Annotated in this window: 39 protein-coding genes and 1 tRNA gene; 35 read left to right on the forward strand and 5 right to left on the reverse strand. The window is 49.6% G+C overall.

The features are described from left to right. Positions 1-47 precede the first annotated feature (47 nt). Together B3Z23_RS01235 and rsuA are read right to left on the reverse strand one after the other, a co-directional pair. Positions 48-1214, reverse strand: a complete 1167-nt coding sequence (locus tag B3Z23_RS01235) for a Bcr/CflA family multidrug efflux MFS transporter (protein WP_294900470.1) — start codon at positions 1212-1214, stop codon at positions 48-50. A gap of 21 nt (positions 1215-1235) precedes the next feature. Further along, positions 1236-1967, reverse strand: coding sequence for a 16S rRNA pseudouridine(516) synthase RsuA (gene rsuA, locus B3Z23_RS01240; protein ID WP_294900473.1), 732 nt, complete (start codon positions 1965-1967; stop codon positions 1236-1238). 144 nt (positions 1968-2111) lie between these two features. Between rsuA and B3Z23_RS01245 the strand changes: the two genes are divergently transcribed. Together B3Z23_RS01245 and rplY are read left to right on the forward strand one after the other, a co-directional pair. Beyond that, positions 2112-3866 carry a DEAD/DEAH box helicase gene (locus B3Z23_RS01245; RefSeq protein ID WP_294900476.1) on the forward strand — a complete coding sequence of 585 codons (1755 nt, stop codon included), beginning with the start codon at positions 2112-2114 and terminating at the stop codon, positions 3864-3866. 138 nt (positions 3867-4004) lie between these two features. Continuing rightward, on the forward strand, positions 4005-4289 hold the full coding sequence (gene rplY, locus B3Z23_RS01250; RefSeq protein WP_294900479.1) for a 50S ribosomal protein L25: 285 nt from the start codon (positions 4005-4007) through the stop codon (positions 4287-4289). A 66-nt stretch (positions 4290-4355) separates the two neighbouring features. On the opposite strand, the gene yejK is transcribed toward rplY, so the two are convergent. After that, positions 4356-5360: a nucleoid-associated protein YejK gene (gene yejK / locus B3Z23_RS01255; RefSeq protein ID WP_038021636.1), complete on the reverse strand. Its 1005-nt coding sequence runs from the start codon at positions 5358-5360 to the stop codon at positions 4356-4358. A gap of 277 nt (positions 5361-5637) precedes the next feature. On the opposite strand from yejK, the gene B3Z23_RS01260 reads away from it, so the two are divergent. The 9 genes from B3Z23_RS01260 to B3Z23_RS01300 all read left to right on the forward strand — a co-directional run bounded on the left by B3Z23_RS01260 (position 5638) and on the right by B3Z23_RS01300 (position 12099). Next, positions 5638-5865 carry a YejL family protein gene (locus B3Z23_RS01260; protein WP_038021639.1) on the forward strand — a complete coding sequence of 76 codons (228 nt, stop codon included), beginning with the start codon at positions 5638-5640 and terminating at the stop codon, positions 5863-5865. A 21-nt stretch (positions 5866-5886) separates the two neighbouring features. Further along, positions 5887-7644 carry an LPS biosynthesis-modulating metalloenzyme YejM gene (yejM, locus tag B3Z23_RS01265; protein ID WP_294900486.1) on the forward strand — a complete coding sequence of 586 codons (1758 nt, stop codon included), beginning with the start codon at positions 5887-5889 and terminating at the stop codon, positions 7642-7644. A 72-nt stretch (positions 7645-7716) separates the two neighbouring features. Beyond that, positions 7717-7793, forward strand: a tRNA-Pro gene (locus tag B3Z23_RS01270). Between the two features lie 173 nt (positions 7794-7966). Further along, positions 7967-9217: an integrase domain-containing protein gene (locus B3Z23_RS01275; protein WP_294900490.1), complete on the forward strand. Its 1251-nt coding sequence runs from the start codon at positions 7967-7969 to the stop codon at positions 9215-9217. A 146-nt stretch (positions 9218-9363) separates the two neighbouring features. Continuing rightward, positions 9364-10137: a hypothetical protein gene (locus tag B3Z23_RS01280; RefSeq protein WP_294900493.1), complete on the forward strand. Its 774-nt coding sequence runs from the start codon at positions 9364-9366 to the stop codon at positions 10135-10137. Positions 10138-10423: 286 nt separating this feature from the next. Beyond that, entirely contained in the window at positions 10424-10636 is a 213-nt protein-coding gene (locus tag B3Z23_RS01285; protein ID WP_294900496.1) for a helix-turn-helix transcriptional regulator, read from the forward strand. After that, positions 10636-11103 carry a hypothetical protein gene (locus tag B3Z23_RS01290; protein ID WP_294900499.1) on the forward strand — a complete coding sequence of 156 codons (468 nt, stop codon included), beginning with the start codon at positions 10636-10638 and terminating at the stop codon, positions 11101-11103. The genes B3Z23_RS01285 and B3Z23_RS01290 overlap by 1 nt, the downstream gene beginning before the upstream one ends. Positions 11104-11116: 13 nt before the next feature. Beyond that, the gene (locus B3Z23_RS01295; RefSeq protein ID WP_294900502.1) at positions 11117-11917 is read left to right on the forward strand and encodes an antA/AntB antirepressor family protein; all 801 of its coding nucleotides are present in this window, start codon (positions 11117-11119) and stop codon (positions 11915-11917) included. Continuing rightward, complete coding sequence (locus B3Z23_RS01300; RefSeq protein WP_294900505.1) at positions 11917-12099, forward strand: DUF4222 domain-containing protein; 183 nt, start codon at positions 11917-11919, stop codon at positions 12097-12099. The genes B3Z23_RS01295 and B3Z23_RS01300 overlap by 1 nt, the downstream gene beginning before the upstream one ends. A 312-nt stretch (positions 12100-12411) precedes the next feature. On the opposite strand, the gene B3Z23_RS01305 is transcribed toward B3Z23_RS01300, so the two are convergent. Then, positions 12412-12603, reverse strand: coding sequence for a toxin-antitoxin system HicB family antitoxin (locus B3Z23_RS01305; RefSeq protein WP_294900508.1), 192 nt, complete (start codon positions 12601-12603; stop codon positions 12412-12414). Between the two features lie 52 nt (positions 12604-12655). Here B3Z23_RS01305 and B3Z23_RS01310 point away from each other — a divergent pair, with 52 nt between their 5' ends. From B3Z23_RS01310 to B3Z23_RS01420, 23 genes are all read left to right on the forward strand, one after another. Beyond that, on the forward strand, positions 12656-12979 hold the full coding sequence (locus tag B3Z23_RS01310; protein WP_294900511.1) for a host cell division inhibitor Icd-like protein: 324 nt from the start codon (positions 12656-12658) through the stop codon (positions 12977-12979). Next, the gene (locus B3Z23_RS01315; protein WP_294900514.1) at positions 12972-13181 is read left to right on the forward strand and encodes a hypothetical protein; all 210 of its coding nucleotides are present in this window, start codon (positions 12972-12974) and stop codon (positions 13179-13181) included. The genes B3Z23_RS01310 and B3Z23_RS01315 overlap by 8 nt, the downstream gene beginning before the upstream one ends. After that, a complete protein-coding gene (locus tag B3Z23_RS01320; protein ID WP_294900516.1) occupies positions 13174-13353 on the forward strand; it encodes a hypothetical protein in 180 nt (59 codons plus the stop codon). Before B3Z23_RS01315 ends, B3Z23_RS01320 begins: the two co-directional genes overlap by 8 nt. Next, positions 13350-14009, forward strand: coding sequence for an ORF6N domain-containing protein (locus B3Z23_RS01325; RefSeq protein ID WP_294900519.1), 660 nt, complete (start codon positions 13350-13352; stop codon positions 14007-14009). The genes B3Z23_RS01320 and B3Z23_RS01325 overlap by 4 nt, the downstream gene beginning before the upstream one ends. After that, positions 14006-14176: a hypothetical protein gene (locus tag B3Z23_RS01330; RefSeq protein ID WP_294900522.1), complete on the forward strand. Its 171-nt coding sequence runs from the start codon at positions 14006-14008 to the stop codon at positions 14174-14176. The genes B3Z23_RS01325 and B3Z23_RS01330 overlap by 4 nt, the downstream gene beginning before the upstream one ends. Positions 14177-14366: 190 nt before the next feature. After that, on the forward strand, positions 14367-14564 hold the full coding sequence (locus B3Z23_RS01335) for a hypothetical protein (RefSeq protein ID WP_294900525.1): 198 nt from the start codon (positions 14367-14369) through the stop codon (positions 14562-14564). After that, positions 14561-14770, forward strand: coding sequence for a hypothetical protein (locus tag B3Z23_RS01340; protein ID WP_294900528.1), 210 nt, complete (start codon positions 14561-14563; stop codon positions 14768-14770). The genes B3Z23_RS01335 and B3Z23_RS01340 overlap by 4 nt, the downstream gene beginning before the upstream one ends. Then, positions 14767-15114: a hypothetical protein gene (locus B3Z23_RS01345; protein WP_294900531.1), complete on the forward strand. Its 348-nt coding sequence runs from the start codon at positions 14767-14769 to the stop codon at positions 15112-15114. Before B3Z23_RS01340 ends, B3Z23_RS01345 begins: the two co-directional genes overlap by 4 nt. Further along, positions 15107-17542, forward strand: a complete 2436-nt coding sequence (locus tag B3Z23_RS01350; RefSeq protein ID WP_294900535.1) for a phage/plasmid primase, P4 family — start codon at positions 15107-15109, stop codon at positions 17540-17542. Before B3Z23_RS01345 ends, B3Z23_RS01350 begins: the two co-directional genes overlap by 8 nt. Before the next feature lie 297 nt (positions 17543-17839). Continuing rightward, complete coding sequence (locus B3Z23_RS01355; protein WP_294900538.1) at positions 17840-18136, forward strand: hypothetical protein; 297 nt, start codon at positions 17840-17842, stop codon at positions 18134-18136. 2 nt (positions 18137-18138) lie between these two features. Beyond that, positions 18139-18558: a single-stranded DNA-binding protein gene (locus tag B3Z23_RS01360; protein WP_294900541.1), complete on the forward strand. Its 420-nt coding sequence runs from the start codon at positions 18139-18141 to the stop codon at positions 18556-18558. Between the two features lie 14 nt (positions 18559-18572). Next, positions 18573-19028, forward strand: coding sequence for a ProQ/FinO family protein (locus B3Z23_RS01365; protein ID WP_294900544.1), 456 nt, complete (start codon positions 18573-18575; stop codon positions 19026-19028). Next, positions 19015-19290, forward strand: coding sequence for a PerC family transcriptional regulator (locus tag B3Z23_RS01370; protein WP_294900547.1), 276 nt, complete (start codon positions 19015-19017; stop codon positions 19288-19290). The genes B3Z23_RS01365 and B3Z23_RS01370 overlap by 14 nt, the downstream gene beginning before the upstream one ends. 160 nt (positions 19291-19450) lie before the next feature. Further along, positions 19451-19621 (forward strand): hypothetical protein, encoded by a 171-nt coding sequence (locus tag B3Z23_RS01375; RefSeq protein ID WP_294900549.1) that lies wholly within the window; start codon positions 19451-19453, stop codon positions 19619-19621. Beyond that, entirely contained in the window at positions 19614-20189 is a 576-nt protein-coding gene (locus tag B3Z23_RS01380) for a hypothetical protein (RefSeq protein ID WP_294900551.1), read from the forward strand. Before B3Z23_RS01375 ends, B3Z23_RS01380 begins: the two co-directional genes overlap by 8 nt. After that, positions 20186-20521 (forward strand): hypothetical protein, encoded by a 336-nt coding sequence (locus B3Z23_RS01385; RefSeq protein ID WP_294900554.1) that lies wholly within the window; start codon positions 20186-20188, stop codon positions 20519-20521. The genes B3Z23_RS01380 and B3Z23_RS01385 overlap by 4 nt, the downstream gene beginning before the upstream one ends. A 29-nt stretch (positions 20522-20550) precedes the next feature. Further along, the gene (locus B3Z23_RS01390; RefSeq protein ID WP_294900557.1) at positions 20551-20994 is read left to right on the forward strand and encodes a hypothetical protein; all 444 of its coding nucleotides are present in this window, start codon (positions 20551-20553) and stop codon (positions 20992-20994) included. Continuing rightward, on the forward strand, positions 20981-21208 hold the full coding sequence (locus B3Z23_RS01395; protein WP_294900560.1) for a hypothetical protein: 228 nt from the start codon (positions 20981-20983) through the stop codon (positions 21206-21208). The genes B3Z23_RS01390 and B3Z23_RS01395 overlap by 14 nt, the downstream gene beginning before the upstream one ends. Beyond that, the gene (locus B3Z23_RS01400) at positions 21205-21447 is read left to right on the forward strand and encodes a hypothetical protein (protein ID WP_294900563.1); all 243 of its coding nucleotides are present in this window, start codon (positions 21205-21207) and stop codon (positions 21445-21447) included. Before B3Z23_RS01395 ends, B3Z23_RS01400 begins: the two co-directional genes overlap by 4 nt. 152 nt (positions 21448-21599) lie before the next feature. Continuing rightward, a complete protein-coding gene (locus B3Z23_RS01405; RefSeq protein ID WP_294900566.1) occupies positions 21600-21815 on the forward strand; it encodes a ribbon-helix-helix domain-containing protein in 216 nt (71 codons plus the stop codon). A 163-nt stretch (positions 21816-21978) separates the two neighbouring features. Further along, on the forward strand, positions 21979-22179 hold the full coding sequence (locus B3Z23_RS01410) for an HGGxSTG domain-containing protein (RefSeq protein ID WP_294901065.1): 201 nt from the start codon (positions 21979-21981) through the stop codon (positions 22177-22179). Positions 22180-22589: 410 nt separating this feature from the next. Beyond that, the gene (locus B3Z23_RS01415; RefSeq protein ID WP_294900569.1) at positions 22590-23024 is read left to right on the forward strand and encodes a Panacea domain-containing protein; all 435 of its coding nucleotides are present in this window, start codon (positions 22590-22592) and stop codon (positions 23022-23024) included. Continuing rightward, a complete protein-coding gene (locus tag B3Z23_RS01420) occupies positions 23025-23633 on the forward strand; it encodes a hypothetical protein (RefSeq protein WP_294900572.1) in 609 nt (202 codons plus the stop codon). Positions 23634-23654: 21 nt separating this feature from the next. Here the strand turns inward: B3Z23_RS01420 and B3Z23_RS01425 are convergent, their stop codons facing one another. Then, positions 23655-24083, reverse strand: a complete 429-nt coding sequence (locus B3Z23_RS01425) for a hypothetical protein (protein ID WP_294900575.1) — start codon at positions 24081-24083, stop codon at positions 23655-23657. Positions 24084-25427: 1344 nt separating this feature from the next. Here B3Z23_RS01425 and B3Z23_RS01430 point away from each other — a divergent pair. Then, complete coding sequence (locus B3Z23_RS01430) at positions 25428-25670, forward strand: DinI family protein (protein WP_038022674.1); 243 nt, start codon at positions 25428-25430, stop codon at positions 25668-25670. The last annotated feature ends 2 nt before the right edge of the window (positions 25671-25672 follow it).

The following is a 25672-nucleotide window of genomic DNA, read 5'->3' on the forward strand; positions in this document are numbered from 1 at the left end:
CGTTAAAAATGGGGAGATTACCACAGGGCTTTTTCCGGCAGTGATTGTCAGGCGACTTTACGGCGCGAGGCATACCAGAAGAGTAGCACCGACAATGTTGCGCAACCGGCAATCATGCCGGCCATTGGCCAGGGGGAAGTGAAGCTAAATAATGACAAGACCGCACCGGTAATAGCACCGATACCAAAACGCAAAGTTCCGGCAAGTGAAGAGACTGTGCCGGCAATATGTGGGAATTCATCAAGTATTACCGCCATCGCATTCGATGCTACCATCGATACACAACCGATAAAAGCAGCCACACCCACCACCAGTGGGATAAAACCTAAGTGAAACGTGCAAACCAACAACAGCCACAACCCCATAATAAACTGGATAATTAACGCCATTCTGAACAGATACAGGGGGCCAGTTTTACGCACCACCCGACTATTAATTAACGTCATCACAAATAAAAACACGATATTGAGCGCAAAGTAATAGCCGAAGTGTTGTGGAGAAACGTGAAACAGATTGATATACACAAACGGGCCGGAACTCAGGAATGAAAACAAGCCAGCAAAAGAAAAGCCGCTGGCCATCATCAGGCTGAAGACTTTTTTATTACGAAACAAGATAATGAAATTACTGAGAATAGTCCTCAGATGCAGTGGTTGCCGTTTTTCTGCCGGTAACGATTCTTTTATGACAAAGGTAACCAGCAGGAATCCAATGGCTGCCGCAACCGCCAGTACCCAGAAAATAGCCTGCCAGTTACCTGCAAGTAATAACCACCCTCCAAGAATGGGAGCAACCAACGGTGCCAGGGTGGTTATCAACATCATCACCGACATCATTCGGGAAAACTCTGCGCTGGAATAGCTGTCACGAATAACCGCATTGATAACTACCCCTGCTGAAGCAGCTGCCAGCCCATGCACCAGTCGCATCCATATCAGATGGTCGATGGTGCCTGCCATCGCACATCCTATTGCGGCCAGAATAAAGATAAGTATTCCCGGCAGCAGTACGGTTTTACGCCCCAGACTGTCAGACAGCGGCCCATAAAATAACTGCCCGACGGCAAAGCCCAGAATATAGGCATTCAGCGTCATCTGTACCTTACCATCGGGTGCCATTAACTCACGTGCAATCTGTGGCATCGCCGGCAGATACATGTCGATAGACAGTGGCATCAGCATGGCCAGCAAACCCAGAATAACAATCAGCCTCAAGGTGTATCTCCGCGAAAATAACTAACGACCCGCTATTTTTTTCTGTAATTCGACCGGTAACCCGACGCTGTCGATCTCTTCCCGGGTCAGCTCACGGTATTCCCCCGGTTCCAGCGCGTCATCCAGCACAATCTCGCCAATTTGTTGGCGATGTAATGCCACGACGTGGTTACCAACGGCTGCAAACATACGCTTCACCTGGTGGTAGCGACCTTCACTTATGGTCAGTAAGACTTCTGTCGGGCTCAGGACTTCCAGAGCAGCAGGCTTAGTCACATCTTTGTCGCCACGTAACTCAATACCTTTGGAAAATTGTTCTGCCACCTGCTCATCCAGCGGATTTTCCAGCGTCACATGATAGATTTTCTGACAATGATGGCGCGGAGAAGTGATGCGATGCGACCACTGACCATCATCGGTCAGTAATACCAGTCCGGTAGTATCAATATCCAGCCGCCCGGCAGCATGCAGCTTCCACGCCATTGGCTCCTCAAGAAAATAGATAATCGTCGGATGCTCTTCATCTTCCGTTGCACAGACATAACCTTCTGGTTTGTTCAGCATGAAATACCGCGGGCCCGTCTGTTGTTGCAGACTGTTACCGTCATACTCAACCTGATGCTCCGGTTCTAACTTAAAAGCACTGTCCTTAACGATTTCGCCATCCACAGTGACTTTTTGTGCACGAATTTCTCGTGAGGCGATAGCCCGGCTGATTTCCAGTTGTTGAGAGATGAATTTATCAAGTCGCATGAATTTCTTTTTGCCTGTTGCAGCGAAGGGAAAATACAATGGCGCTTAGCGCCATTTTCGTTCTGCCATTATAACGTGAACCTAAGCTGACTGTCAGTGGTGATATGTCATCTGATGCGATACTCCTTACAAAAGTGATGTTTTATGTCTTTTACTTTACGCCCTTATCAGCAGGAAGCGGTGGATGCCGCCATTCGTTATTTCCGTCAGCATCCGCAACCGGCAGTGATTGTGTTACCTACCGGGGCCGGCAAAAGTCTGGTTATCGCTGAACTGGCTCGTAAAGCCCGGGGCAGAGTTCTGGTGCTGGCGCATGTGAAAGAACTGGTGGCCCAGAATCATGCCAAATATCAGGCCCTGGGCCAGCCGGCGGACATTTTTTCTGCCGGATTACAGCAAAAACAGAGCCAGGAAAAAGTCGTTTTTGGCAGCGTGCAGTCTGTCGCACGGAACCTTGATGCGTTTGACGCTGAATTTTCACTGGTCATTGTCGATGAATGCCACCGTATCGCCGACGATGATGATAGCCAGTATCAGACCATTTTCAGTTATCTGCGCCAGCGGCGCCCTGACCTAAAACTACTGGGTCTGACAGCGACCCCTTTCCGGCTGGGAAAAGGCTGGATTTATCACTTTCACTATCACGGCATGGTACGTGGTGACGAGCAGGCTATGTTTCATGAATGTATTTATGAACTGCCCTTACGCTATATGATTAAACAGGGCTATCTGGTGGAACCACAGCGTGTGGATATGCCGGTAGTGCATTATGATTTTTCGGCACTGTTCAACGGTCAACAGGGATTGTTCTCTGAGCGGGAACTGGATAAACAGCTTCGTCAACAGCGCAGAGTCACTCCGGCGATTATACAGCAGATTATTGAACTGTCTGAACAACGGCTCGGGGTCATGATTTTTGCGGCCACCGTGATGCACGCCCGGGAAATTCTGGGATTGTTACCCCCGGAAAGTGCACTGATCAGTGGTGAGACCCCGGCAAAAGAGCGCGACGAAACCCTGCAGGCATTTAAACAACAACAGATCAAATACCTGGTCAATGTGTCCGTTCTGACGACCGGTTTTGATGCTCCGCATGTGGATGTGATAGCGATTCTTCGCCCGACCGAATCGGTGAGTTTGTATCAACAGATTGTCGGTCGCGGGTTGCGTCTGTCTGCAGGGAAGAAGGATTGCCTGATTCTCGACTATGCCGGAAATCCCCACGACCTGTACAGCCCGGAAATTGGCAGCCCCAAAGGGGCCAGCGATAATCAGCCCGTACAGGTATTTTGCCCTGCCTGCGGATTTGCGAATACTTTCTGGGGAAAGATGACGACCGACGGGACCATCAGTGAACATTTCGGTCGCCGATGCCAGGGAATGATTGAGCCTCCTGACGAGCCACGACAGCAATGTGATTTCAGGTTTCGTTTTAAATCCTGTCCGCAGTGTAATGCGGAAAATGATATTGCTGCCAGAGTCTGTCACCAGTGTCAGTGTGTGCTGGCAGACCCTGACGATATGCTCAGGGCCGCGCTGAAACTCAAGGATGCACTGGTGTTACGTTGTGCCGGAATGACCCTGCACCCGGGCCAGGATAATCGCGGGGAATGGCTGAAAGTGACCTATTATGACGAAGATGGCAGTGATGTCAGCGAACAGTTTCGCCTGGAAACCGCCGCACAACGCCATATTTTTGAACTCCTGTTTATCCGCCATCATCATAAAGCGCCTGGCACCCAGTTACGCTGGCAGAATGCGACGGATTTGGCCGGTTGCGGTGAACTGTTCCGTCATCCCGACTTTATTGTTGCCCGTAAGAAAGGTCATTTCTGGCAAATACGCCATAAAGTATTTGATTATCAGGGGCGTTACCGTAAGGCCAATCAGCTTCGTTAAGCCCTTGTGTCCCGAATTTATTTGCCCGCTGCCAGGGAAGCGGCTATAATGCCGCGCACTTTTACATTCGGTAAAAGTACATTGGGATAACCTTCTGTTGCTGGGTCGCCTGTAGCAGAATTAAAATGAGAAATTAAGATGTTCACTATTAATGCAGAAGTACGTAAAGAGCAGGGTAAGGGTGCGAGCCGCCGCCTGCGCACAGCTAACAAATTTCCAGCCATTATTTACGGCGGAAACGAAGCAGCTGTAGCTATCGAACTGGATCATGACGCTGTTATTAACATGCAGGTCAACCCTGAGTTCTACTCAGAAGTTCTGACTGTGGTTGTTGACGGTAAAGAAACCAAAGTCAAAGTTCAGGCTGTTCAGCGTCACCCGTTCAAGCCAAAACTGGCACACATCGACTTCGTTCGCGCTTAATTGCACGGCCAGTCAAAAAACGCCGCATAATGCGGCGTTTTTTTTTATCTCTGAAGTTTTCAACCGCTATTTACCTGAAGTACGGCGTTGTAACTGATCTCTCAGATTAGGCGGCGTACCTTTTATCGTCAGCGTATCTGTAGCCGGATCCCAGAAAATTCGCTCACCCAGCAGCATTGCATCGAAATTAAGCGTCAGTCCCCCGCCGCTGCCGGCAAATTTAGTTAACTGACGCAAAGTTCCGCGATCTGCAGGAAAACTTTCCTCCAGTGAATAATCCTGCTGCCGGGTGAAATCTTCAAAACTTTTTTCCCCCAGCGATGGCAGTTCACCGGATAACTCCTGTACGGTTATCTCCTCGCCAGCCTGTAACTGCTGGTTGCAGTAGGTATAGACCTGCTGACGATAATCCTGACGTTCCTTTTTATCCAGACTGGCTTCATCACAGTAGTCATCAACAGCCTGTAACAAACTGCGGTTCTGAGCTTTAGTATCCAGTCCTACCCCTGCTCCCAGGAAGTCCATAAAGAAATCAGCCACTTTACGCCCCACCCGTCCGCGCAGGAACGTCAGATAGCGTGAAGATTCCGGCCGGGTATCCCACTCAGTAAGATCGATTCTGGCCACAATATCTGCATGATTAATATCCAGATAGTGAGTAGTACTGATATCCAGACTCTCATTGACCCGCATGCTACTCTGGCTGTTCAGCACAGATATCAGCAGATATTCGGTGGCCAGATAACGATAGCGGGCGAATAACACCACCCCGCCATCGGCAAAAGGATATTTCGCCAGCTCATCACGCAGGCGGCCCGTGGCTGCGCGGCTGAAAGCCAAAAAGTCCTGATTTCCGTTACGGCACTCGCGCAGTGATTCAGCAAGTTCACTGTCTTCGTTAAACAGGCCGTAAGCTTTATTTTTAGCGCTGTAAACACGGTGTAATTCTTCCAGCATCTCAGCAACGGCTTCCGTTGCGCTCAGCAATGAATCGCGCAGTACCAGCTCAAGCTGGTCTTCACCCCGTTTAATCAACTGGTGTACGACAATCTGGTCAATATCCAGACTCATGGCAGACTCTCCTTCTCAATCAGATGCGTATTCAACCATTGCCCCGCCCGTCTTTCAATGCAAATCGCTGGTACAGCACTACAGACTCTCTGACATAGAGCACATAAGAAGTAAAACCGCAAGGATGCGAAAAACAGTGAAAAAACAGCGGTAATACGTTACAACAGAGGTTAACAAAATTGCCTAAGTGCTTAAGATAAACAAACAATAAAATTGCAGAAAAAAAACGGCGTTTGCAGTAGAATGTCCGCCTTTTACGACTTAGTTAACTGATAATATGCCTCAATCATCCCGATATAGTGACGAACGCGTGGAACAGATCCTCGCAGAACTGGCAGAAGTGCTGGAAAAAAACCAGGCCCCGACCGACCTTTCACTGATGGTGTTAGGTAACATGGTCACCAACCTGATCAACTCCAGTGTTTCTCCCGCACAACGCCATACACTGGCTCGTTCCTTCGCGGAAGCCCTGCAGGCTTCTGTCCGCGAAGATCATGCACATTAATAATGATATGATCTGATCACTATGGTAAACAACCAGCAGCGCTACAGGGAAAAAGTCTCCCAGATGATAAGCTGGGGCCACTGGTTCGCCCTGTTTAATATCTTTTTTGCGCTTATTCTTGGCAGCCGTTATCTGCTGGTCACTGACTGGCCTGCCTCACTGGCGGGCAGAATTTATGCTTACTGTAGCTGGATCGGTCATTTCAGTTTTATTGTATTTGCCGTCTATTTGCTGATTATCTTCCCGCTAACCTTTATCGTGATGTCACAGCGATTGTTGCGGGCACTGTCAGCGATTCTGGCCACCAGCGGGCTGACACTTCTGCTGGTAGACAGCGAAGTGTTTGACCGCTTTCATCTCCACCTGAATCCGGTGGTCTGGGATCTGGTGGTCAATCCACAACAAAGTGAGATGACACGCGACTGGCAATTAATGTTTATTGCAGTCCCGTTGATGTTTCTTGTCGAGATACTCCTGGCTACCTGGAGCTGGCAGAAACTGCGGAGCCTTAACCGTCGAAGTTTCGGCAAACCACTGGCCGTGTTATTTATCGTCGCCTTCTGTTCCAGCCATCTGATGTACATCTGGGCGGACGCTAATTTCTATCGCCCCATTACCATGCAGAAGGCCAATCTGCCGTTGTCGTATCCGATGACCGCCCGACGATTCCTGGAAAAACATGGTTTACTGGACCCGGAAGAATATCAACGCCGGTTGATTCAGCAAGGTGATCCGGATGCCGTGTCGGTAGCTTACCCACTGAGCGATATCAGTTTTGAAAAAAATGCCACCCATCACAATCTGTTGCTGATTACTGTCAACGGCATTAATGAATCGTCTGTGGCTAAAAACTTTCCAATTCTGAGTCAGTTTGCCAGCCAGAATGTGCGTTTTATGCACCATTACAGTTCCGGTCAGAACAACGAGAACGGCTTGTTTGGCCTGTTTTATGGTATTTCATCCAGCTATATGGATGGGATTCTGTCCAGCCGGACACCATCGGCGTTATTAAGTGCTCTGAATACTCAGGGATATCAGTTTGGTTTATTCTCTTCAGAAGGGTTTAACCAGCCATTATATCGCCAGGCACTGTTGGCCGATTATTCTCTGCCACCGGCCAAAAAGCAAAATGATCAACAGACCGTGGCGCAATGGCAGGACTGGCTACAGCAGCAGCAGGGGGCGACTGCCCCCTGGTTCTCCTGGGTTTCTCTGGACGGAGTTGATGCCAGTGGTAATACCCCTGCAGCCCGCCAGCAAAATTACGACCGCACCGCCGGCGTTACCGACCAGCAAATTGGTCAGATTCTCTCTGTCCTGCAGCAACAGGGGAAACTGGACAATACGGTAGTGATTATTACAGCACGCCGTGGTGTGGCATTAGGCGGAGATGATAATAGTGATGGTAACCGCCAGCGGTTACAGGTACCGTTAGTCGTACACTGGCCATCCACTCCTGCACAGTCGGTGGAAAATCTCACCGAGCACCAGGATATTATGACCACGCTGATGCAGCGTCTGCTGCACGTCACTACAGCGCCAGAAAATTACTCCCAGGGCGAGGATTTGTTTAGCCCGCAACAACGGCATCACTGGGTCACCGCCAGCGATAACAATAACCGTCTGATCATCACTACTCCGGATTCTACGTTGGTACTGGATAATGACGGGAATTACACCACTTACAATGCCGAGGGTCAGCGACTGCGCAACCAAAGACCGGAGCTGGGCTTGCTGTTACAGGTCCTGACGGAAGAAAAACGTTTTATCGCAAACTGATTATTTATGAGTCAGTTAGCGCCTGCAGATATTGCAATCTGCAAAATTATACGTACTATGTGAGTCCAGCGTCGGCACGTAGCGCAGCCTGGTAGCGCACTGTCATGGGGTGTCAGGGGTCGGAGGTTCAAATCCTCTCGTGCCGACCAAATCATTATTCTGTTAGTACCGGTTACTGATGGAAACCCCACAAGAACCCGCATTCTCACTGAGTTTGCGGGTTTTTTGTTGTCTGTAGCTTTTGGTTATCACCGTTTACAGCCGGTTTTTTTAGGACTAGATTAGGGACTAGATTTCGCATAGTCCCAAAAGAGCTAGTCCCATGCCTAAAAAAACTGCCCCGCTCACCGCTACACAGGTGAAGAATGCCAAAGCTACCGATAAGGAAATGTCCTTACTGGATGGCGGCGGCCTGGTTCTACTGGTCAAACCGTCCGGCGTTAAAACGTGGCAGATACGCTACTACAGACCCGCCACCAGCAAGCGCACGACATTAACCGTGGGAAACTACCCTGACTTTTCGTTACTGGATGCAAGGGCTGCCAGAGACAATGCGCGGGCTATGCTGGCAAAAGGCATTGATCCGCAGGACTACCGAACCCAGCAGAAAGAAGCAGAACAGCTACGCGCAGGCAATACCTTTAAAAACGTTGCCGATGACTGGTACGAATTGAAGAAAGCGCAGAACCTAGCCGCCAACACAACAAAGGATATTTGGAGATCACTGGAAAAATACATATTCCCAGAGATTGGCGACCGTCCAGTAACAGAACTAACCGCCCGCATATTCGTTAATGTGCTTGAGCCAATTAGAGCGAGGGGCAACCTTGAGACCCTGAAGCGTGTTTTGCAGCGCGTTAATGAGGTAATGGACTACGCAGCCAACAGCGGCCTGATTGAGGTAAACACCGCCGCCAATGTCCGTAAGGCTTTCCCTGTTCCGACTAAGAAGCCAATGCCAGCTATCACACCGGACAGACTGCCAGAACTAATGCGGGCGCTATCAATTGCTAGCATTGAAAGGCAGACCCGTCTGTTAATCGAATGGCAGCTACTCACAGTGACCCGCCCTGCCGAGGCATCATCTGCCCGATGGGATGAAATCGACCTTGAAGCGAAAACGTGGACTATCCCTGCCGGACGGATGAAAATGCGCCGCGACCATATCATCCCGCTACCACCGCAGGCAGTGGCAATCCTTGAGGAAATGAAGCCGATTAGTAAACACCGTGATTATGTTTTCCCAAGCCTGAAAGACCCAAAACAGCCGATGAACAGCCAAACGGCAAATGCCGCACTACGGCGTATGGGCTTTCGTGGCGTGTTAGTCGCTCACGGATTCAGGTCTATATTCAGCACCGCCGCCAATAGCGCAGGATTCGACCCTGACGTGATTGAGTCTGCCCTGTCACATACAGACAAAGACGAGGTGCGCCGGGCATACAACCGGAGCAACTACCTAGAGAGAAGAAAGGTTTTAATGTGCTGGTGGGCAGATACGCTGGAGGCAGCGGCGACAGGTTCAACTTTAGCCAATGGCGTTGTGAGTATCAGAAGTAAACTAGCTGTATAAATCAACAGTAAAACTACAAAACCAACATAAACCGAAGTATAATAATCCGAGGTTATTAGTAAGAAATAAGCCGCGTCTAGGGTAGCTCCCGAAAACCGTACCCAACGGCTGGCGTGGCTCCTAATGGGATAATACGGAGGGGAACCGTGTTAGATATTGAATCGGAAGTAATTGATGCCGCCGAAACGTTTATCAGCCTTGCTGATTTAGCCGAGTCGGTATGGCACGTTAACGAGGGGCGCAGCAATTATTCTATTGTTGCCGACTGGTTGCTAATGAGATTAAAACGAACCGATAACGCGCGTGAGCTGCCCCATCTGGTGACTATGGATCACTTTTATGAGCTTTGTCGCGTCTCAAATTGGGAGCCGGATATTGATATTTTGGCGGCTATGCTTTTAAAACTGAGATCTCATAATTGCCTCCCTTTCAATCATCCGGCAGATGGTGAGGAAGGTAGCTACTGGTCAGATGATGACTTCTATTCTATAGGCTTTGATAGAGAAGCTATAGCCAAAGTCATGCCTGATGAAGTGCGTAGTCACATTTTGGCTGAGATAATAATCCCAGGAGTTACTGATGAATCCATCCCACAGGATATAGATCCACTGGAACCCATGCCGCCAACTATAGAGGCTGGTAATAGTTTTAGAGGAAGAGACACGCTTCTTGAAATAATCGCAGGGCAAGCCACTTTCATTGGGCAACTTAGTGGGAAACATGTTAGAGCAACAGGAATTAATAAGTTGGCGTTAGCCAGAGATGTCTATAACTCCTTGTGCGACTTCGGCGAAGGGATGTCTATTGATGCCGAGCAGTGCCGGAAGATCATCGGTGAGGCATTGAAGCTGAAAACTAGCCTGAATCTGGATTACATCAACCTAGAGGCAGAACGCCAATTTGCCCAAGACCACGAATAGCCAGCCAGCACATTGCCAATATTCATCCAATCATTTACACATCCTGCCTAGCCGCTTCCAGTTTTGAGTGGGATTTAACGCCCCGCTTCCATTATTCGATTTTAGCCCTCCTCTGACTTCCAGTTTTTCCCAGCATCAGTACCCACTTCCAGTATTTGACCTTTCATCGTTAGGAAATCCCGCGCTCGCTTCCAGTTTTATTTGCTCCCACTTCCAGTATTTCCCAACCCCCTGAGCTTTAATATTTCGGTATTGAGCAGTTAGGCACATAACTACGGGGTTAACGATGAACCACACCGAAAGACAGATTTTATTAAAGGCAGAAGTCAAAAAGATTATCCGCGTCAAATCAGATAGCGCATTTCAGGAGATGGTAAACACTGGCGAGTTTCCGCGTGGTTTTCGTATTGGTTTACGCCGTCTGGGATGGTTTGCTGATGAAGTGGATTCGTGGCTTAACGAGCGCATTGCAGAACGTGACAGCGTGGGGGCTATCTGATGATGAAAAAAAACCACCCGGCACAGGTGGCTGATTCAGATATTCGCGGGATTGATTCTACACCTGCCCCTCTGAATATCAAGCCGCCGTATAAGATTGAAACATTCACAGGCTACATGCTGACCCACCCGAACGGGATCACCGCACTGGACACTAACGCCAGCACGTTTGAGGACTTTGAAAAGAACGGCACAGGCAAGCAGTTTTACACCACCTGTTTACATACTGACGTTGCCAAACTCCGTAATCAGTATGGCGTGGACGTGTCCGGGGAGCCGGTCAAATACATTTCCCGCCACGGCTACAGCACCAACTTTACCAGCTACCGGATTGCTGACCGCAAGGCCGCAGAACGCGCCGTTGTGCTGGTGAATCGCTGGCGTACAGAGCGTGGAGAATGTCGCCTGCCGTCTGAGTATTCGCAGCAGCTTATTAACCAGTTCCCGAACACTGCCAACCTGAAATAACGGAGCCTTAAAAATGAAAAATATCAGATTAACTTCTGAGGCCGCCCCTCAGCCTGAACATCGATTTAGCGATATTAGTAATAACGTTTTCTCTGACCTCATCCCGGTTATTTCCGGTCAGATTGGCGGGCGTGAATCCAATATTGTCAGCGCCAAAGCACTTCATAAAACTTTAGGTGTAGGCCGTGACTTCACCAACTGGATTAAGGGGCGTATCGGTCAGTATGGCTTTATTGCTGGTGAAGATTATGTGCTTGTCGAAAGTTTGAGCACGCCAAATCGGGCGAGCACAAAAGCCAGGCAGCAACTTGAACATGATTACCTGATCACAACCAACACGGCTAAAGAACTGGCGATGGTTGAGCGCACCGAGCAAGGCCGGGCAGTCCGTAAATATTTCATCCAGTGCGAAGAAGAATTGCAGCGCAGTGTTCCCGAAATTGCCGCCCGCTATCGTCAGCAGCTTAAAGCCCGTATCAGTGCCGCCAGTAACTTTAAGCCAATGTGTCAGGCACTGGATGCTGCCCGAGCTGAACAGGGAAAAGATACCTTGCAACGGCACTACAGCAATGAAAGTAACATGATCAGCCGCATTGCTCTGGGTGGAATTACTGCCAATAAGTGGGCGCAGATGAACGGGCACCCGAAAGACCGCGCCCGCGACCACATGACAGCGGAGCAGTTGGAACATCTGTCCTATCTGGAAAGCACCAATATCACCCTGATTGATATGGGGATGGAGTATCACGACCGTAAAGCTGAGTTATCGCGCCTGTCACAGCGTTGGTTATCCAAACGTCTGGGAGCGCACTAATGACTATACAAAAGCCAAAGCGCCGCTTTAAAGACTCCCACGGGCACATTGTCACGCCTTTGGGTATGAGTGCTGGCTGTGTCGTGTTTATGCGTGAAGGTTATCCGCACCCATGCCAGCAACCACTGGAGAAATTCAAGGCTGAGTATGTGGAGGTGACAGATGATCACCGTCCAGAGTAAATCCCCTTCACTGGCTGGCCTGTTTTACATCCCTCAATCTCAGGGATGTACTGGAGGTAGTTTCTCAGCCAAATTTTTGGCTCAGTGCTTAGTAAAACTTAGTGCTCATCAGCCAAATGTTCGGCCGATGATTGAGTCTTACATGCGCTTAAATCCCGTATGTAAACAACGGCACGGGGAAAGATTTTCCGTAGCTGGTGGTTTTCAGGGGGAAGGTTTTCCCATCATCACTACGCGAGGGGATAACTCTGTTGTGGCCAAAAAAAAGGGCAGCACTGCGAATGCCACCCTTTCGACTACTGCCAATGGTTATCAGCCCTTTGGTTCAATACCTAATCGCTCAAGCTCTTTACGTCCAAGCGTTTTAAGCCAGTTACCAAGGCTCATGTTTTCAGCCGATGCCGCAGCCTCAAATTGTGCCTTGAGTTCGGGAGTGATCCTTATCTGGAAGGTTGGAGACTTCCCTGATACAGATTTTTTAACGTCACGTTTAACCGTTGACATGTACGTACCCACAGAGTTAGGATTGATAGATACAGGCACGTACCCTAACACAATGCGGCCTGAAAAAGAAACGCCCCCGAACGGTATTACCAGTACCGAACGAGGGCTAACAACCACCGATAGCGAAAGTATCGAGGAAGCTGTAATGCAGAATACCACACACCCGCAAGGGCGGCACTCGCTCACCCAAAATTCAGGCACTGACCCGGTGTCATTCGTCTGGATTATCGCCGCAGTTCGCCGGGATTGCCCGACCGTCAAAGCCACAATTCACCATATCGCAGCAGCTACAGAGCGCGAAGCACGGCGAACACTGGCAAAAGATCACATCTGCTTTTTTGCAGGCCGAATCCGCCAGGAGGTAAGCCATGCGTAAATTATATCAATCACCGTGCGACCTGACAGATAAGGCCGAAAAGCTACTTGATGTGATTAACGTCATTGATGGCGTTATTGCTCAGGACTGCCCGAATCAGAAACGCACCCTGATCGCGCTGAATGACATGATGCGCCTAGCTGTTACCGACCTGTATCACTGGCTGGACGGTTCGGAAGTTGAGGAGGCGCGCCATGCGTAATTACTTTGACGTTCGCGGCTATGCCGTTAATAAGCGTGGCCTGACCGTAGGGATTAATTATCAGATTGTTTCCTCTGACGTTAAACACGCCACCGCCCACGCAATGAAGCAAGCCCAACAGGAAGGCTTCACTCAGATTCGCATTGCCAAAACCAAGGAGGTGCGAGCATGAACGCTATCACCCTGAGCAATCAAAACTTGCCGATGGTGGAGTACAAAGGCCAGCGTGTTGTGACTTTCGCAATGATTGACCAGGCGCACCAACGCACGAACGGCACAGCCTCCGCAGCCTTTCGCCGCCACCGTGATCGCTTCACCAAAGGTAAGCATTACTTTGATCTGAACACCGACGAAATCCGCAGCGAGTTAAAAACAACCAACGACGTTAAACGTCGGCAGACGAAAGGCGAAAAACCAACTGAGGGCATTAAACGTCGGCAGTTGATTGATGACCTATTCCCTAAACACACCAGAGGCGGGATTGTTATCACTGAAATGGGCTATCTGCTACTGGTTAAGCCATTCACTGATGAACTGTCATGGCAGATTCAAGAGCAACTGGTAGAGGCTTACTTTCGTCCTAACCCGCATTTCTCCGACATTCGCCCCGTCCTCATTCCGAGCATTGAGGAACTGGAAGCGATGCCGTTACAGGAAGCACAGAACGTGCTGGCAGCAGCAGAGCACAAATCCCACTGGCGACACGGGAAGCACGGCAGCGCAGAAATGACACAGCGTAAGCGCGAGTTGAAGGTATTACGCCCAGCCATCAAACGCATTACCGCTCTTATTCAGTTAACTATTCCCGGACTGGAGGCAGTGAAGTGATAACCATTAATGACGGTATCAGGGCTATTGATGCCCTGAGCAAAATTAAAAGCCTATTATCTGCCGCACAGTGGCTTACTGCCAGTGGTGAAGAAACCGAGTTACAACTTGAACTGTTAAACCTTGCCGAGTCAATCGCCGCCAAAACGCTGGAGGGATGCCAATGAGCCGCGACCATACCCTAGAACAAGTCACTGAAATGGCGCACCAGGCGGAAATCGTTTGCAGGATGTGGGAGGACTACCCGCGCCGCATGGCAGAAAGCGAGGTATCAGCAATGGCGACACTGGTAAGGCGCTTATCCGGCAATATCGCAGCCTGGCTTATCGAAGAACTAGCAGAGAAGGAGCGCGGACAATGAGCCTGGATCATACCCTAGAACAAGTCGCAGAAATGGCGGAGCAGGCCGAAACAATCCTTTTAATGTGGGAGCGTATTGATACACCGCTATGTGAAAGCGAGGCACAGGCAATACTTACCCTGCTACGCCGCTTAACCGGCAATGTGTCCTCATGGTTGATAGAGGAACGGGTAGATAAGGAGCGCGGGCAATGACTATCCAACTGATAGACGCTGCCCGTCAGGTTGAGCAGGCGCAGTCTGTCCTGTCCATGTGGCTGGAATTTACCCGCGACGCAGAAGAAGCAAACAAAGTCGCCGCCATTCTGACCCTTTTACACGGCGTCCCGGAAGTAATGGACAAAGCCGATGAAGAAATGGCAGGGCTGGAATTTCCTCAATTAAAGGGACTTAAATCATGATTACTCAGAATTTCCGGCTCAATGCGCTGGCTAACCAATACGCAGCGGCACTGTATGACCATGTGACCACCACCAGCAATGGCGAGCACTTCACGATTGAAGCAAACGGTGAGACTGTCCGTGTAGAGCTGATTGGGGGCATCAAAGGGATGCGCGACATGATAGACGGTTATGCGCTGGAAGCCCTGAAAGAAAGCTATCCGGCGGCACAGTGGGAAAATATCGGCATTGCCCTACTGACCCGATGCATTAACGGTAAGTGCCTGACAGACGTCGGGCGCGGGATATGGGAAAGCATGGTTAGTGATATGGGTTCAACAGTCGCAGGGGGCAGACATGCGTAATATCGACCTTATCCGCGAAGTGACCACCGCAGCGGCGGGTAACTGGCCTTATGTTATGGCTGGCCTGGCTGTCAGTGTTCCTCAATCACCCCGTCAACATTCACCCTGCCCGGCATGTGGCGGCAAAGACCGGTTCCGGTTCGATGACAACGGGCGCGGTAGCTTTATCTGCAATCAGTGTGGCGCAGGTGATGGCCTCGACCTGATCCGCAGAGTTAATCAGTGCGACACCACAGAGGCCGCAAAGCTGGTGGCTGATGTGCTGGGTATTGATTACCGGACAGCCGAACCAGACCAGAAATCAGCCAGCCAGAGGCGTGAGCAACTGGCACAGCAACGGCAACAGCGGGAACATAAATACCGGCAGCAGCAGGCAGAATCTGAGGCAGAGCGCCGGACGGCTTTCAGTGCTGAGTATCAGAGGTTATCCGGATTAACGTCTGAGGGCGAGTCTGAATACCTGATTGCGAAGGGGCTGAATGGCGTGATTACTCAGTGTCTGCCCGATGGATCAATCCTTCTCCCCCTGACAGATACCGATGCAACTATTGTTGCAGCACAGACTATCTCAAAGACAGGCAGTAAAAAGCACCTGTACGGTTCAGCGAAGCAAGGCGCATATCACGCCGTAAACGCACCACAGCAGCCGCAGGCCGTCATCCTTGCCGAAGGTTACGCCACAGCGTTAAGCGTTAACCTGATGCGCCCTGATGCCTTAACAGTGGCAACCATTGACGCAGGCAATCTGTTGCCTGTGGCTGAGGTGATGCGCGGGAAATATCCGCAGGCGGAAATCATCATTGCCGCAGATAACGACTATCACGATGACGAACCAAACACGGGAAAACTGGCAGCGACAGGAACGGCACAGGCTGTGTCTGGCTGGGTGACACTACCGCCTGGCGACCATAAAGCAGACTGGGACGACTACCGGCAACAGTACGGACTGGAAACGGCTACAGCAGCATTTAACGATGGATTGTACCAGCCACAGGGGGAAAACATGACCGCGAAGCTACAGGTGATTGACGGCGGCAAAGAGGCCAGTCGCAAAACAGGTGGTGATATTGCCCGAATGCCTGCTAATCAAAAAGCCCGCTTATTGTCCGCGCAGTGGGACAATCTGGCTGTAAACCCTGAAAGCCAGACGGTATACAGCTACGAGCGCGGCGCCTGGATTAAGGTCTCTGACAGTGAAATTGAACGGGCAATGGTTCAGATTTTTGAAGACCATGAAGCCGACTACACAGAGAAAGGCATAAAGTCCGTTGTGGGAACGATGAAGCTACAGTTAACCGCTATCGGTGAGCCGCGAGACAATCTGATAGGTTTTGAAAATGGCGTGTACGACCTGGTGACACAGACGTTTAGCCCGCACAACCCGGATAACTGGCTGATGAACCACAACGGGATCACCTACACCGAACCAGCCGCCGCAGAGACTATCAGCACTCATGCGCCCAACTTCACGAAGTGGCTGAATCACGCCACAGCCGGAGACCGACAAAAGGCAGAACGGATTAAAGCTGCCCTGTTCATGGTGTTAGCGAACCGCAGTGACTGGCAGCTATTTATCGAGATTACCGGAGAAGGAGGCAGCGGAAAATCTGTTTTCAGTGGCATTGCTACCACACTGGCAGGCGAACACAACACTGCCAGCGGAAGTATGGTGACACTGGACACCGCACGGGGACGGGCGCAACTGATAGGAAAAAGCCTGATCCTGATGCCAGACCAGACAAGGTATGTCGGGGAGGGTTCCGGCATTAAGGCCATTACCGGCGGGGATGCCGTGGAGATCGACGGTAAGTATGAGAAGCAATTCTCAGCCGTGATTAACGCCGTTGTGCTGGCAACCAATAACGAGCCGATGACCTTTACCGAGCGTAACGGAGGCATTGCCAGACGGCGGGTAATATTTCCGTTTAACATTCCAGTGTCGGATGCTGATAAAGACCCGGAACTGGCGGCAAAAATTCGCCGGGAAATCCCTGTTGTGATCCGCCACCTGCTAACAACATTTGCCGACCAGGACAAAGCCAAAAGGCTCCTTATCGAGCAGAGAGAGTCACAGGAGGCAATGAGCGTGAAGTGCCACACTGACCCGCTTTATGGATTTTGCGGGCATATCATCGCGCTGGGCGAGGCTGTCGGGATGTTTATGGGAAACCTGAACATTTCACCGAGAGCGCCGAGGGTTTACCTGTTCCACGCTTATCTTGCCTATATGGACGCGCACGGGTTCGAACGCCCCTTAACGCTAACCCGTTTCGGTTCGGATTTCCCGAAGGTGATGAAGGAGTACGGGGCAGAATACAAAAAGGCAAAGACGAAAGCTGGCATCCGGTACAACATGGAATTAGCCGAAAGCGCGGATGATTGGCTGCCTGCCGTACCACGAACCAAAGACGATTCAGACTACCCGTAGGAAACTTTTCCGGGGGGTAAGTGTTCACCTGTTCACCTTTTTAGGGTAACTAAATGATTTAAAACATGAAAACAGGGTGAACACTTACTCTTTAACTATTCACCAAGTGTTCACCACTGTTCACCTTTTTAAGTTTATTTCGCTGGATGGGTGAACACTTGTGAACAGTTGGTGAACACTACTATTCACCCTTCAAACCCAGGCACAGCAAGGCTTACGGGGGTTTGGTGAACAGGTGAACAGTTTGAGGCACCAAAACTTTTCCCCACGGGGGTAAATTTCAAGTAAGGGCTGACAATGAGCACAGAATCAAGCCAGAAAATGACCTATCAGGAACGCGAATCACTGAAATCCTTTACAGACCGATGCGCCTTACAAGGCGACATCCAAAGCCTGCAAATGACGCTAAGGATGCTGACCCACTGGATGAGGCAGGCGTCACAGATAGAATTTACTGAATATGCCGCCCACTGGACGGCAGCCCAAGCCCAGCGCGATGACGGCAATCACTCTACCGGTGCTATGGCTTATCAATGGCCTTTACGTTCCGGGTTAAAAATCAAACTTGGGTACAGCGAATACAAAGGGGAATAATTATGACCGCACAGATTTCATCCTACGGGCGATTAGTAGCAGATCCACAGACCCGCACCACAGCAAACGGTAAAAGTATGGCAATGGCACGGCTGGCGGTGGCACTTCCCTGCCACACGGCACAGAACAATGAGGCGACCTACTGGCTGGGTGTAGTCGCTTTCGGTACTCAGGCTGACATTCTGGCAAAGCACCAGAAGGGCGATATGATAAGCGTTGCCGGGAATATGCAGCTTAACCAGTGGTCAGGTCAGGATGGCGTACAGAAAGAACAGCCGCAGGTTATCGCTGACAGTATCGTTAGTGCGAAAACAGTCAGGCCAGGCGGCAGAAAGACCACCAGCAGCCCGCAACAGTCAGGCCAGCCACAGAACGCCGCGCCCGGATGGGATATTTACCAGCAGCCACATTTTGACGATTAACCGGGGTTTTAATTATGAACGAGCAGAAGCGCACGACATTAAGCCTCAACCGGAAGGCAGCACCGAAGCCAGCAGAGGCAGAGAAAGCCCCGCAGACGCCCATACAGGCGAGCAAAAAGAGCAGCAAGAGAGCCAGGAAGAACGCACGTCACAAACATAATCTGATGCTCAGGCTGATAGACCTTTTCCCTGACCTTCTGAGCAAAGATGATCCGAAGCCGTTTAAAGTTGGAATACTGGCAGATATGGTGTCCAGCCTGACAGAGCGCGGGGAAACGTTCGGTATTGGTCAGATTAAATCAGCACTGGCACGTTACACGACAAATTACCGTTATCAGAAAGCACTGGCGGCTGGTGGGCATCGGTACGACATGAACGGGGTGCCATGTGGAGAAGTCACACCGGAGCAACAGGCTGTGGCGCAGGATAAAGTGGAAGCTATTAAGGCGGTTTACAATGGTAAGGGATGATAAGGCGGAAAAACTGGAGCAGTCCGGACTCTACCGCCGAGCATTGTCACGATGGCTCATTGTACTGGACGACTGCAAACAGGACGCACAGCGGGAATGGATAATCAAACATCGCGCCGAGCTAACGGAGAACGTCAATCCGCCCAAGGTAACGGTAGATAATTTCTCTGATGTGACCCGCGCAGCCACCGCCACACAGGACAGAATGGGACTAAGCAGGCCGAATGGTAGCGCGTTCAGACTGAAAGGCGACAGACCATAACAAACAAACGCCGGGTAACACCGGCTTTTTTGTGTCTGACGATAAGAATGTTTGATCTAACCGATCATAAGATTGTTTCAAAAATCGGCATAAGCAGGTTAATCATTGCACATATTGGGATTATAATAACTGTATATATAACCAATATGGACAAATAACCATGAACACAGCGACACTAAAACCGGTACTTCTTAGCCGCGAACAAATCGCCGCACTGCAAGCCATACAGGAGCAGGAGCGGAGCAAGTCCCCGTTGAACATCGCCCCTACAATCCACGTCATTGCCCGCCAGTTGATGGATATAGCACTGGCAGGGTTAAGCGATGAATGAGGGACGTATTATTCGTAACAGCAGGGAACCGTTATGGGATCGGCGTATGGCCGTTCATGAGGCGGGTCACGCTATTGCAGCATGGCTGAATGGTGCTAATGATGTTGAGATTGTTTTGGCTGATGAATTCGGGGTTGCAAAGGGAGCAAATGGTAACATCGCTGAAGGTTGCCGGGCTGCCTGCTTTCATAGTGTTGTTCATGGTCAGGACGAAATACTTATCCGCCTGATAATTCTTTTCGCAGGGGTTATGGCAGAGCATATTTACACAGGTGAATCCGCAGATGAATTACTGAAAAAGACTGGGAAAGGTGACTATTCAGACATCCGGGAATATCTCGATAAGTATCGGCTATCAGGAGCCACTGAGGATGAGAGGATCGCTATGTACGGCAGAGCGCATACGATTTCCTTAGCACTGATAAAGCGTTATTGGTGGGAGGTTATCGCCCTGGCTAAAATGACTGAACATAGTGATTATCTGTCACCCGCTTCAATCCGAATGCTTTTTTGCATGTTCCCTTCCATGAGCCGGGGATTTAACATTTTAAAGGAGCTGGAGGCATGAAAAGTATTTTTGCCGTACTTATTGGCTTGTACTCACTATCAGCTAATGCTTTTCAGTGCGGAGGTTTTAGTGTTCACCTTGACCGCTATCAGTCAAATATAAATGGCGACCGGATGAAGGTAACAGGCCTACAGTTCACAGGTGTATCTCGTGATTACGATAACTCAATCATTACGCTACTACCCGACTCAATCACAGTAACCGACCGGATGTATAAGCTATTCACGACCGCCGGACAATCAACACTAGAACTACTTACCAAAGAGAACCCGCCGAGAACGTTGAGCCGAGAAAGATGTGATAAGGCGAATATCTTTTACCTGATGGAATAATAGCTACCACGATTTATTAAGGAATATTCATGACTCCTGATAGCAGGAAAGAACAGGGAAAGCACCCGACCCGTTGGCAGAAAGGGAAATCAGGAAACCCGAACGGGAGGCCAGGCAAAGGCGCGGAGATACGGCGGCAACTGATGGAGCTTACGCCGGAGGCGATGGATTCGATTACTGAAGGCATTAAAGCCGGTGATACAGCCTGCCTGAAGATATGGGCAGACCGTTGCGACCCGGTGAGCAAAGCTACACTTCCAACAGTCGAGTTTATGGCAGACACCACGGATTTAACCCGCTTCAGCGTGTCTGTACTTGCCGCAATCAGTAAAGGCGAAGTTACCCCTGATATTGGTACTCAAATCATTAACGCAGCCGCCAGTGTCGCCCGTGTCGCCGAAATTGACCAGATGCGCCGCGAGCTGGCAGAGCTACAGCAGCAGGTTCAGGAGATGATGAATGACAATGCGTAAAACGCTGGATGACCTGAAATCGAAGTTAAGTAACCTTTCACCGGAAGAGAGGATCAGCGGGCTTGTGCTGGTGGGCATAGATACAGGACCTGAGGGAGAAATTATCGTCGCCAGCAGGTCATATATACCGTTCGGGAAGAATGGTGGCGAAGCCTGGCAGGAAGAATATCCTGTAGGTGATCCGCGCCGTGTGAAATGGGAGAAAGACCAGTGATAACCAAATCCGCACTATCACGGTTACGGGCACAGTTAGCCCACCAGCATAATGATGACTCACGGACAGACGTTGCCGTTATATCTGCCCTGATGGATGAAATCGCCGGAGACAGACCGGACGGAACGGCGGCGGCTATCGAAGCCAGACAACACCGGCGCACCGGGTATACATTCCCACACAGTCAGGCACTGAGAAACGCACTTGATACGGTATCTGATGATTTAGCGGCACGTTAGCAGTAACTGCCTTTGATGATTAAGGCACCAGTACGGGCGCGAGGCAGCAGAGCACTAAAAAATGCTTTGGAACAAAATCAACAGGTTATCCATTCCGGTCATAGGCAGAATCCTGCCTTTGATGTTTTATTGAGTCCATAAAAGGGGCAACCATGCCAGCCAGCGAGAAAAAGAACACGAACCGGTATTTTAATGGTGTAGAAACTACACGTTTAATCGTGACAGTTGAGAGTAAGCTGGTGGCACAGGTTGATGACCTGATAGGCGCTCACCGTTACGGCGATATATCCCACCCGTGCCGCAGGAACCGCGCAGAATTCGTCAGGCAGGCAATCGCTGAGAAGCTGGCGCGGGATAGTAACCAGTAACCACAATTAATTACCACGATTAGTTACCACTGAGGCCGAACAGATGGAAAGCAGAGCCGGGAAGGTTAAAAGGCTACAGCAGTATTATCAACGCAGTGATGAAAGCTTTAAGCGATGGGCTGCTAATGGCTACAGACACCACGACAAGCCAACGCACGACCCAATGCCCGATGACCTGACCGATTTACGATGTGAAGCAAAGACCAGAGCGGGGACACCCTGTAAACGGAAAGATATTTACCGAAACGGTAGATGCAAATACCACGGGGGAGCCAGTAGCGGCGCAAAGACAGAGGAAGGTAAAGCCCGGCAGTTGGCAGGTTATCGCCGATGGCAGGAAGAGCGGAAGCGCCTTACCCCATGAATGGTTAATAAAACCTGACATCATGCAAAGATTTGGTGTTAGCAGCCAGGTACGCAGTAGGTATGATAACCGGAGGGATGACATGCTAGACAGTGAGGCACTGGAAATGACCTTACTACAGATGGCCCGTATACAGGGAGAGAAGCTGGACAGGCACACGCTGTACACGGTCAGGAACGAGATTAGAAACGCCCTGGCAGCAAAGGAGCGATACCGCCGAACGATGGAAGCGCAGCCCTATCAGTGGAAGAAGCCACGCCCGCCAAGATAAAATCCCGAGGCTAAATTTTAAGCAAAACTTAACGAAACATTAATATTTATAACTATTATAGTCATTGCTGGAAGCTAGCAACCACGTGTAGACTAATTATCTAATAGATAAATATTACTCTGAAAAGTGGGAGTTAGCTATGGCTAGCGTAATCGACGCCGCCAAGTATATCCTTGAAAAAACTGGCGAAATCACATCAATGAAATTACAAAAGCTGGCTTATTACAGTCAGGCTTGGGCGCTGGTGTGGGACGAGGACGAAATTTTTCCAGAAGAATTTGAAGCGTGGGCAAATGGTCCGGTGAACAAGTGCTTATACGCCAAACACCGGGGGATGTTCAAAGTAAATAGTTCACTGTTCCGTGATGGTGATACATCCGCTTTGAGTGATGCTCACAAAGAAACCATAGATAAAGTCCTGGAATTTTATGGTGATAAAACCGCTCAGTGGCTCAGTAATCTAACGCACAAAGAGGCACCTTGGCTTGAGGCTAGAGGTGATTTGGAGCCAATGAGTTCGTGCTCAGACATAATCAGCAAAGCATCCATGGCTGAATACTATTCATCGCTGTAAATGAATCAAAAACTCACGCGTGAAGAAAGAAAGCAGGCCAAAGCTGATAAGAAAAAATTAAAATCAGTACGGCTTGCAGCTTCCCACCAAGAACTATATGTATCCAACACGCCAAAAATAGAATTTCTACCTGATACAGGCAAAACCCCCATAATTGGCTCAACTCTTGGATCCCTCGAAGTCCCAAAACAACCCATATCAAACCATAGCGGTTCAAGATATGGCTTAAAAATGACATGGTGCGCTAGAAGCGCTGATTGTGATGGGAGCTGGAGCTGGCGATGTGGTGATGACTTAACCGAGCCTAGGAAATGGTCTGACGAGGAATGGTTAGACCCTATAACAAGCAATCTGAACAACCTCGAAGGGTTAGACTGGGCAGAAATACAGCGCATGGTCTCAGATACAAGTCACCTTATGCATCATGACCATAATATAGGTGATTTGTGTGACGAGGCTATTCAACGCTGGTTTGATTTAGAGCTAGACGAATTTGAAACTATATTTCGGTTTCGACTGGGCAATAAAAAACGAGCTTGGGGAATTGAACTAAGAGGCCATTTCTATCTCATATGGTACGAGAGAGACCATAAAATATACCCTGTCTGACCATAATAACCCGCTAATCATTCACCCAATGACCGCCGCTATTTTCGTAGCGGTTCCCTTCTGACGCTTCCACGCGCTGTAAATGTCCTTATCCCATGCTTTACCTGCTTTCGTCTGATAACCGGCCTCATTAAGCCGTTCCGCGATAATGCGGCCGTTATCGAAACCTTCCTGTATCGTGGCGGCCACTATCTGAATCACCGCAGTCTCATTGTAGAGGCGCGGAGGTATGCCCTGTTTACCACCCATCAACGCAGCGGCCGCCGTTTCCATGCGCTCAACCAGTGACAGAATCCGGTGATCGGGATTACTTTCTGGCTGGCCTAACTTCTGCCGCACAGCGTCTATCAGCCATGCTGTTTTGTCAGCGCCGGACTCACTCACAGCAGAGGAGAACGATTCAACCAGTTCAGCAGGAATACGGAAGGTTACAGACAGGGACTTGCTCATTATGACCACCAGCATGAGGGAGACAGAACGACATTTTAGCACTGTAAGACAGCGTAAGACAGCGAAGCTATTTCTGTAGCTTCACCACCTACCGACAAATCAGGCGGCAGTTTTATCCGTAAAGTGCAAAACCACTAATTTGTGGGTATTGATACGGGGATTCCCGTAACGGTAGCAAAGCCCTGATTCGGGCTTAGAGCATAACTGCGAAAATTCCGTAGTTAGATTTACGATACTTCCGTAATACCGGGATTCCGGTAGCTTGCCAACCACTCGCAGAGTCTCACAACAGAGTTACCGATAGTTACCCTGTTAGCTGGTGATCCAAAGCAGGGACTGAGTAAATATTGCTTACCCTGTTAGTTGATAGCCAATGAGATTGGCAAAGGCAGGATGTTGCCTTAGCTCGTTCTCTGAGAGTTACGGTTAGTAACGCACAGAGCAGGAAGCACCGAAATCGGAGGCTCATACAGGCTATAGGGCGATACCCATAATTCGGGTAACGGTAGCGCAGTTCTAATCCTTGCTTTCTTATTGTGTGTTTAGCGCACATTTAAAACCCGGCTCAAAATTGAGTTGGCTGATTCCGTTGATAAAAACGACCGCCACCCCGCCGACACACCACGCAAAAAGGTAGTGAACTGACAACTGACTATCCTACCCCGTGGAGGCGATAAGATTACTGCAAGGTTTGACGGGGATATTACGGGGATGTTGTTACTCGATGGCTGACCGTGGGGATCTAACCAATAAAAAATATGAGGGAATTTACTCACTGGATGGCATGGATATACCGAGGCATAAAAATGATGGAAAATACGGGTAAGAATTATCTATGGGACTAGATTTGGGACTAGGTTTCAGCATTGAACCCAATCAGTAACTTATAATTCAATCACTTACAAGCTAAATTCAACCCATCTCGTGCCGACCAAATAATCCCTTAAAAAGCAGCCTGTTATGGCTGCTTTTTTATGCCTGCGATTAACAGAGGATTAAAGTCACTCGCCCCTGGAAAAATCGCTGAGGTCCACCCCATCATCTTCTGGCAGAAAAGTCATCCGGTCTTACGGTATCAACCTGAGAAATTTGCCGAATACAGAGGATGCCGTATGGGTCTAAGAATTAGCCCGCGGTTTTTATATACTGTGTTTTACAGCATAGAATATCCCTGTACCTTTGGGTATAGCACTCTGAGCTCCCTTCTTTGACACGGACTGTCTGACTTTGCTCGCCAGCAGGCATCAACAGCAATAATTTTATCTGCCACATAAAAAATTGCTGCATATTGTCAGGCTAACTGCTAAATTACTGGTTATACATCCAGTTATGAGTGCAGCAATTATGTTTGTAGAATTAGTGTACGATAAACGCAATGTCGCTGGTCTGGAAAATGCCAGAGAGATCATCCTGGAAGAACTGACCCGCCGGGTACACCATATTTTCCCGGAGGCGGAAGTTAGGGTAAAGCCCATGCAAAACAATGGGCTGAATAGCGATGCCAGCAAAAGTGATCGTGAAAAACTCAACCGTTTGCTCGAAGAGATGTTCGATGAATCAGATATGTGGCTGGTGAGTGAATTTTAAGG

This window comes from Tatumella sp. UBA2305, from assembly GCF_002345795.1.
Lineage (GTDB): Bacteria > Pseudomonadota > Gammaproteobacteria > Enterobacterales > Enterobacteriaceae > Tatumella > Tatumella morbirosei.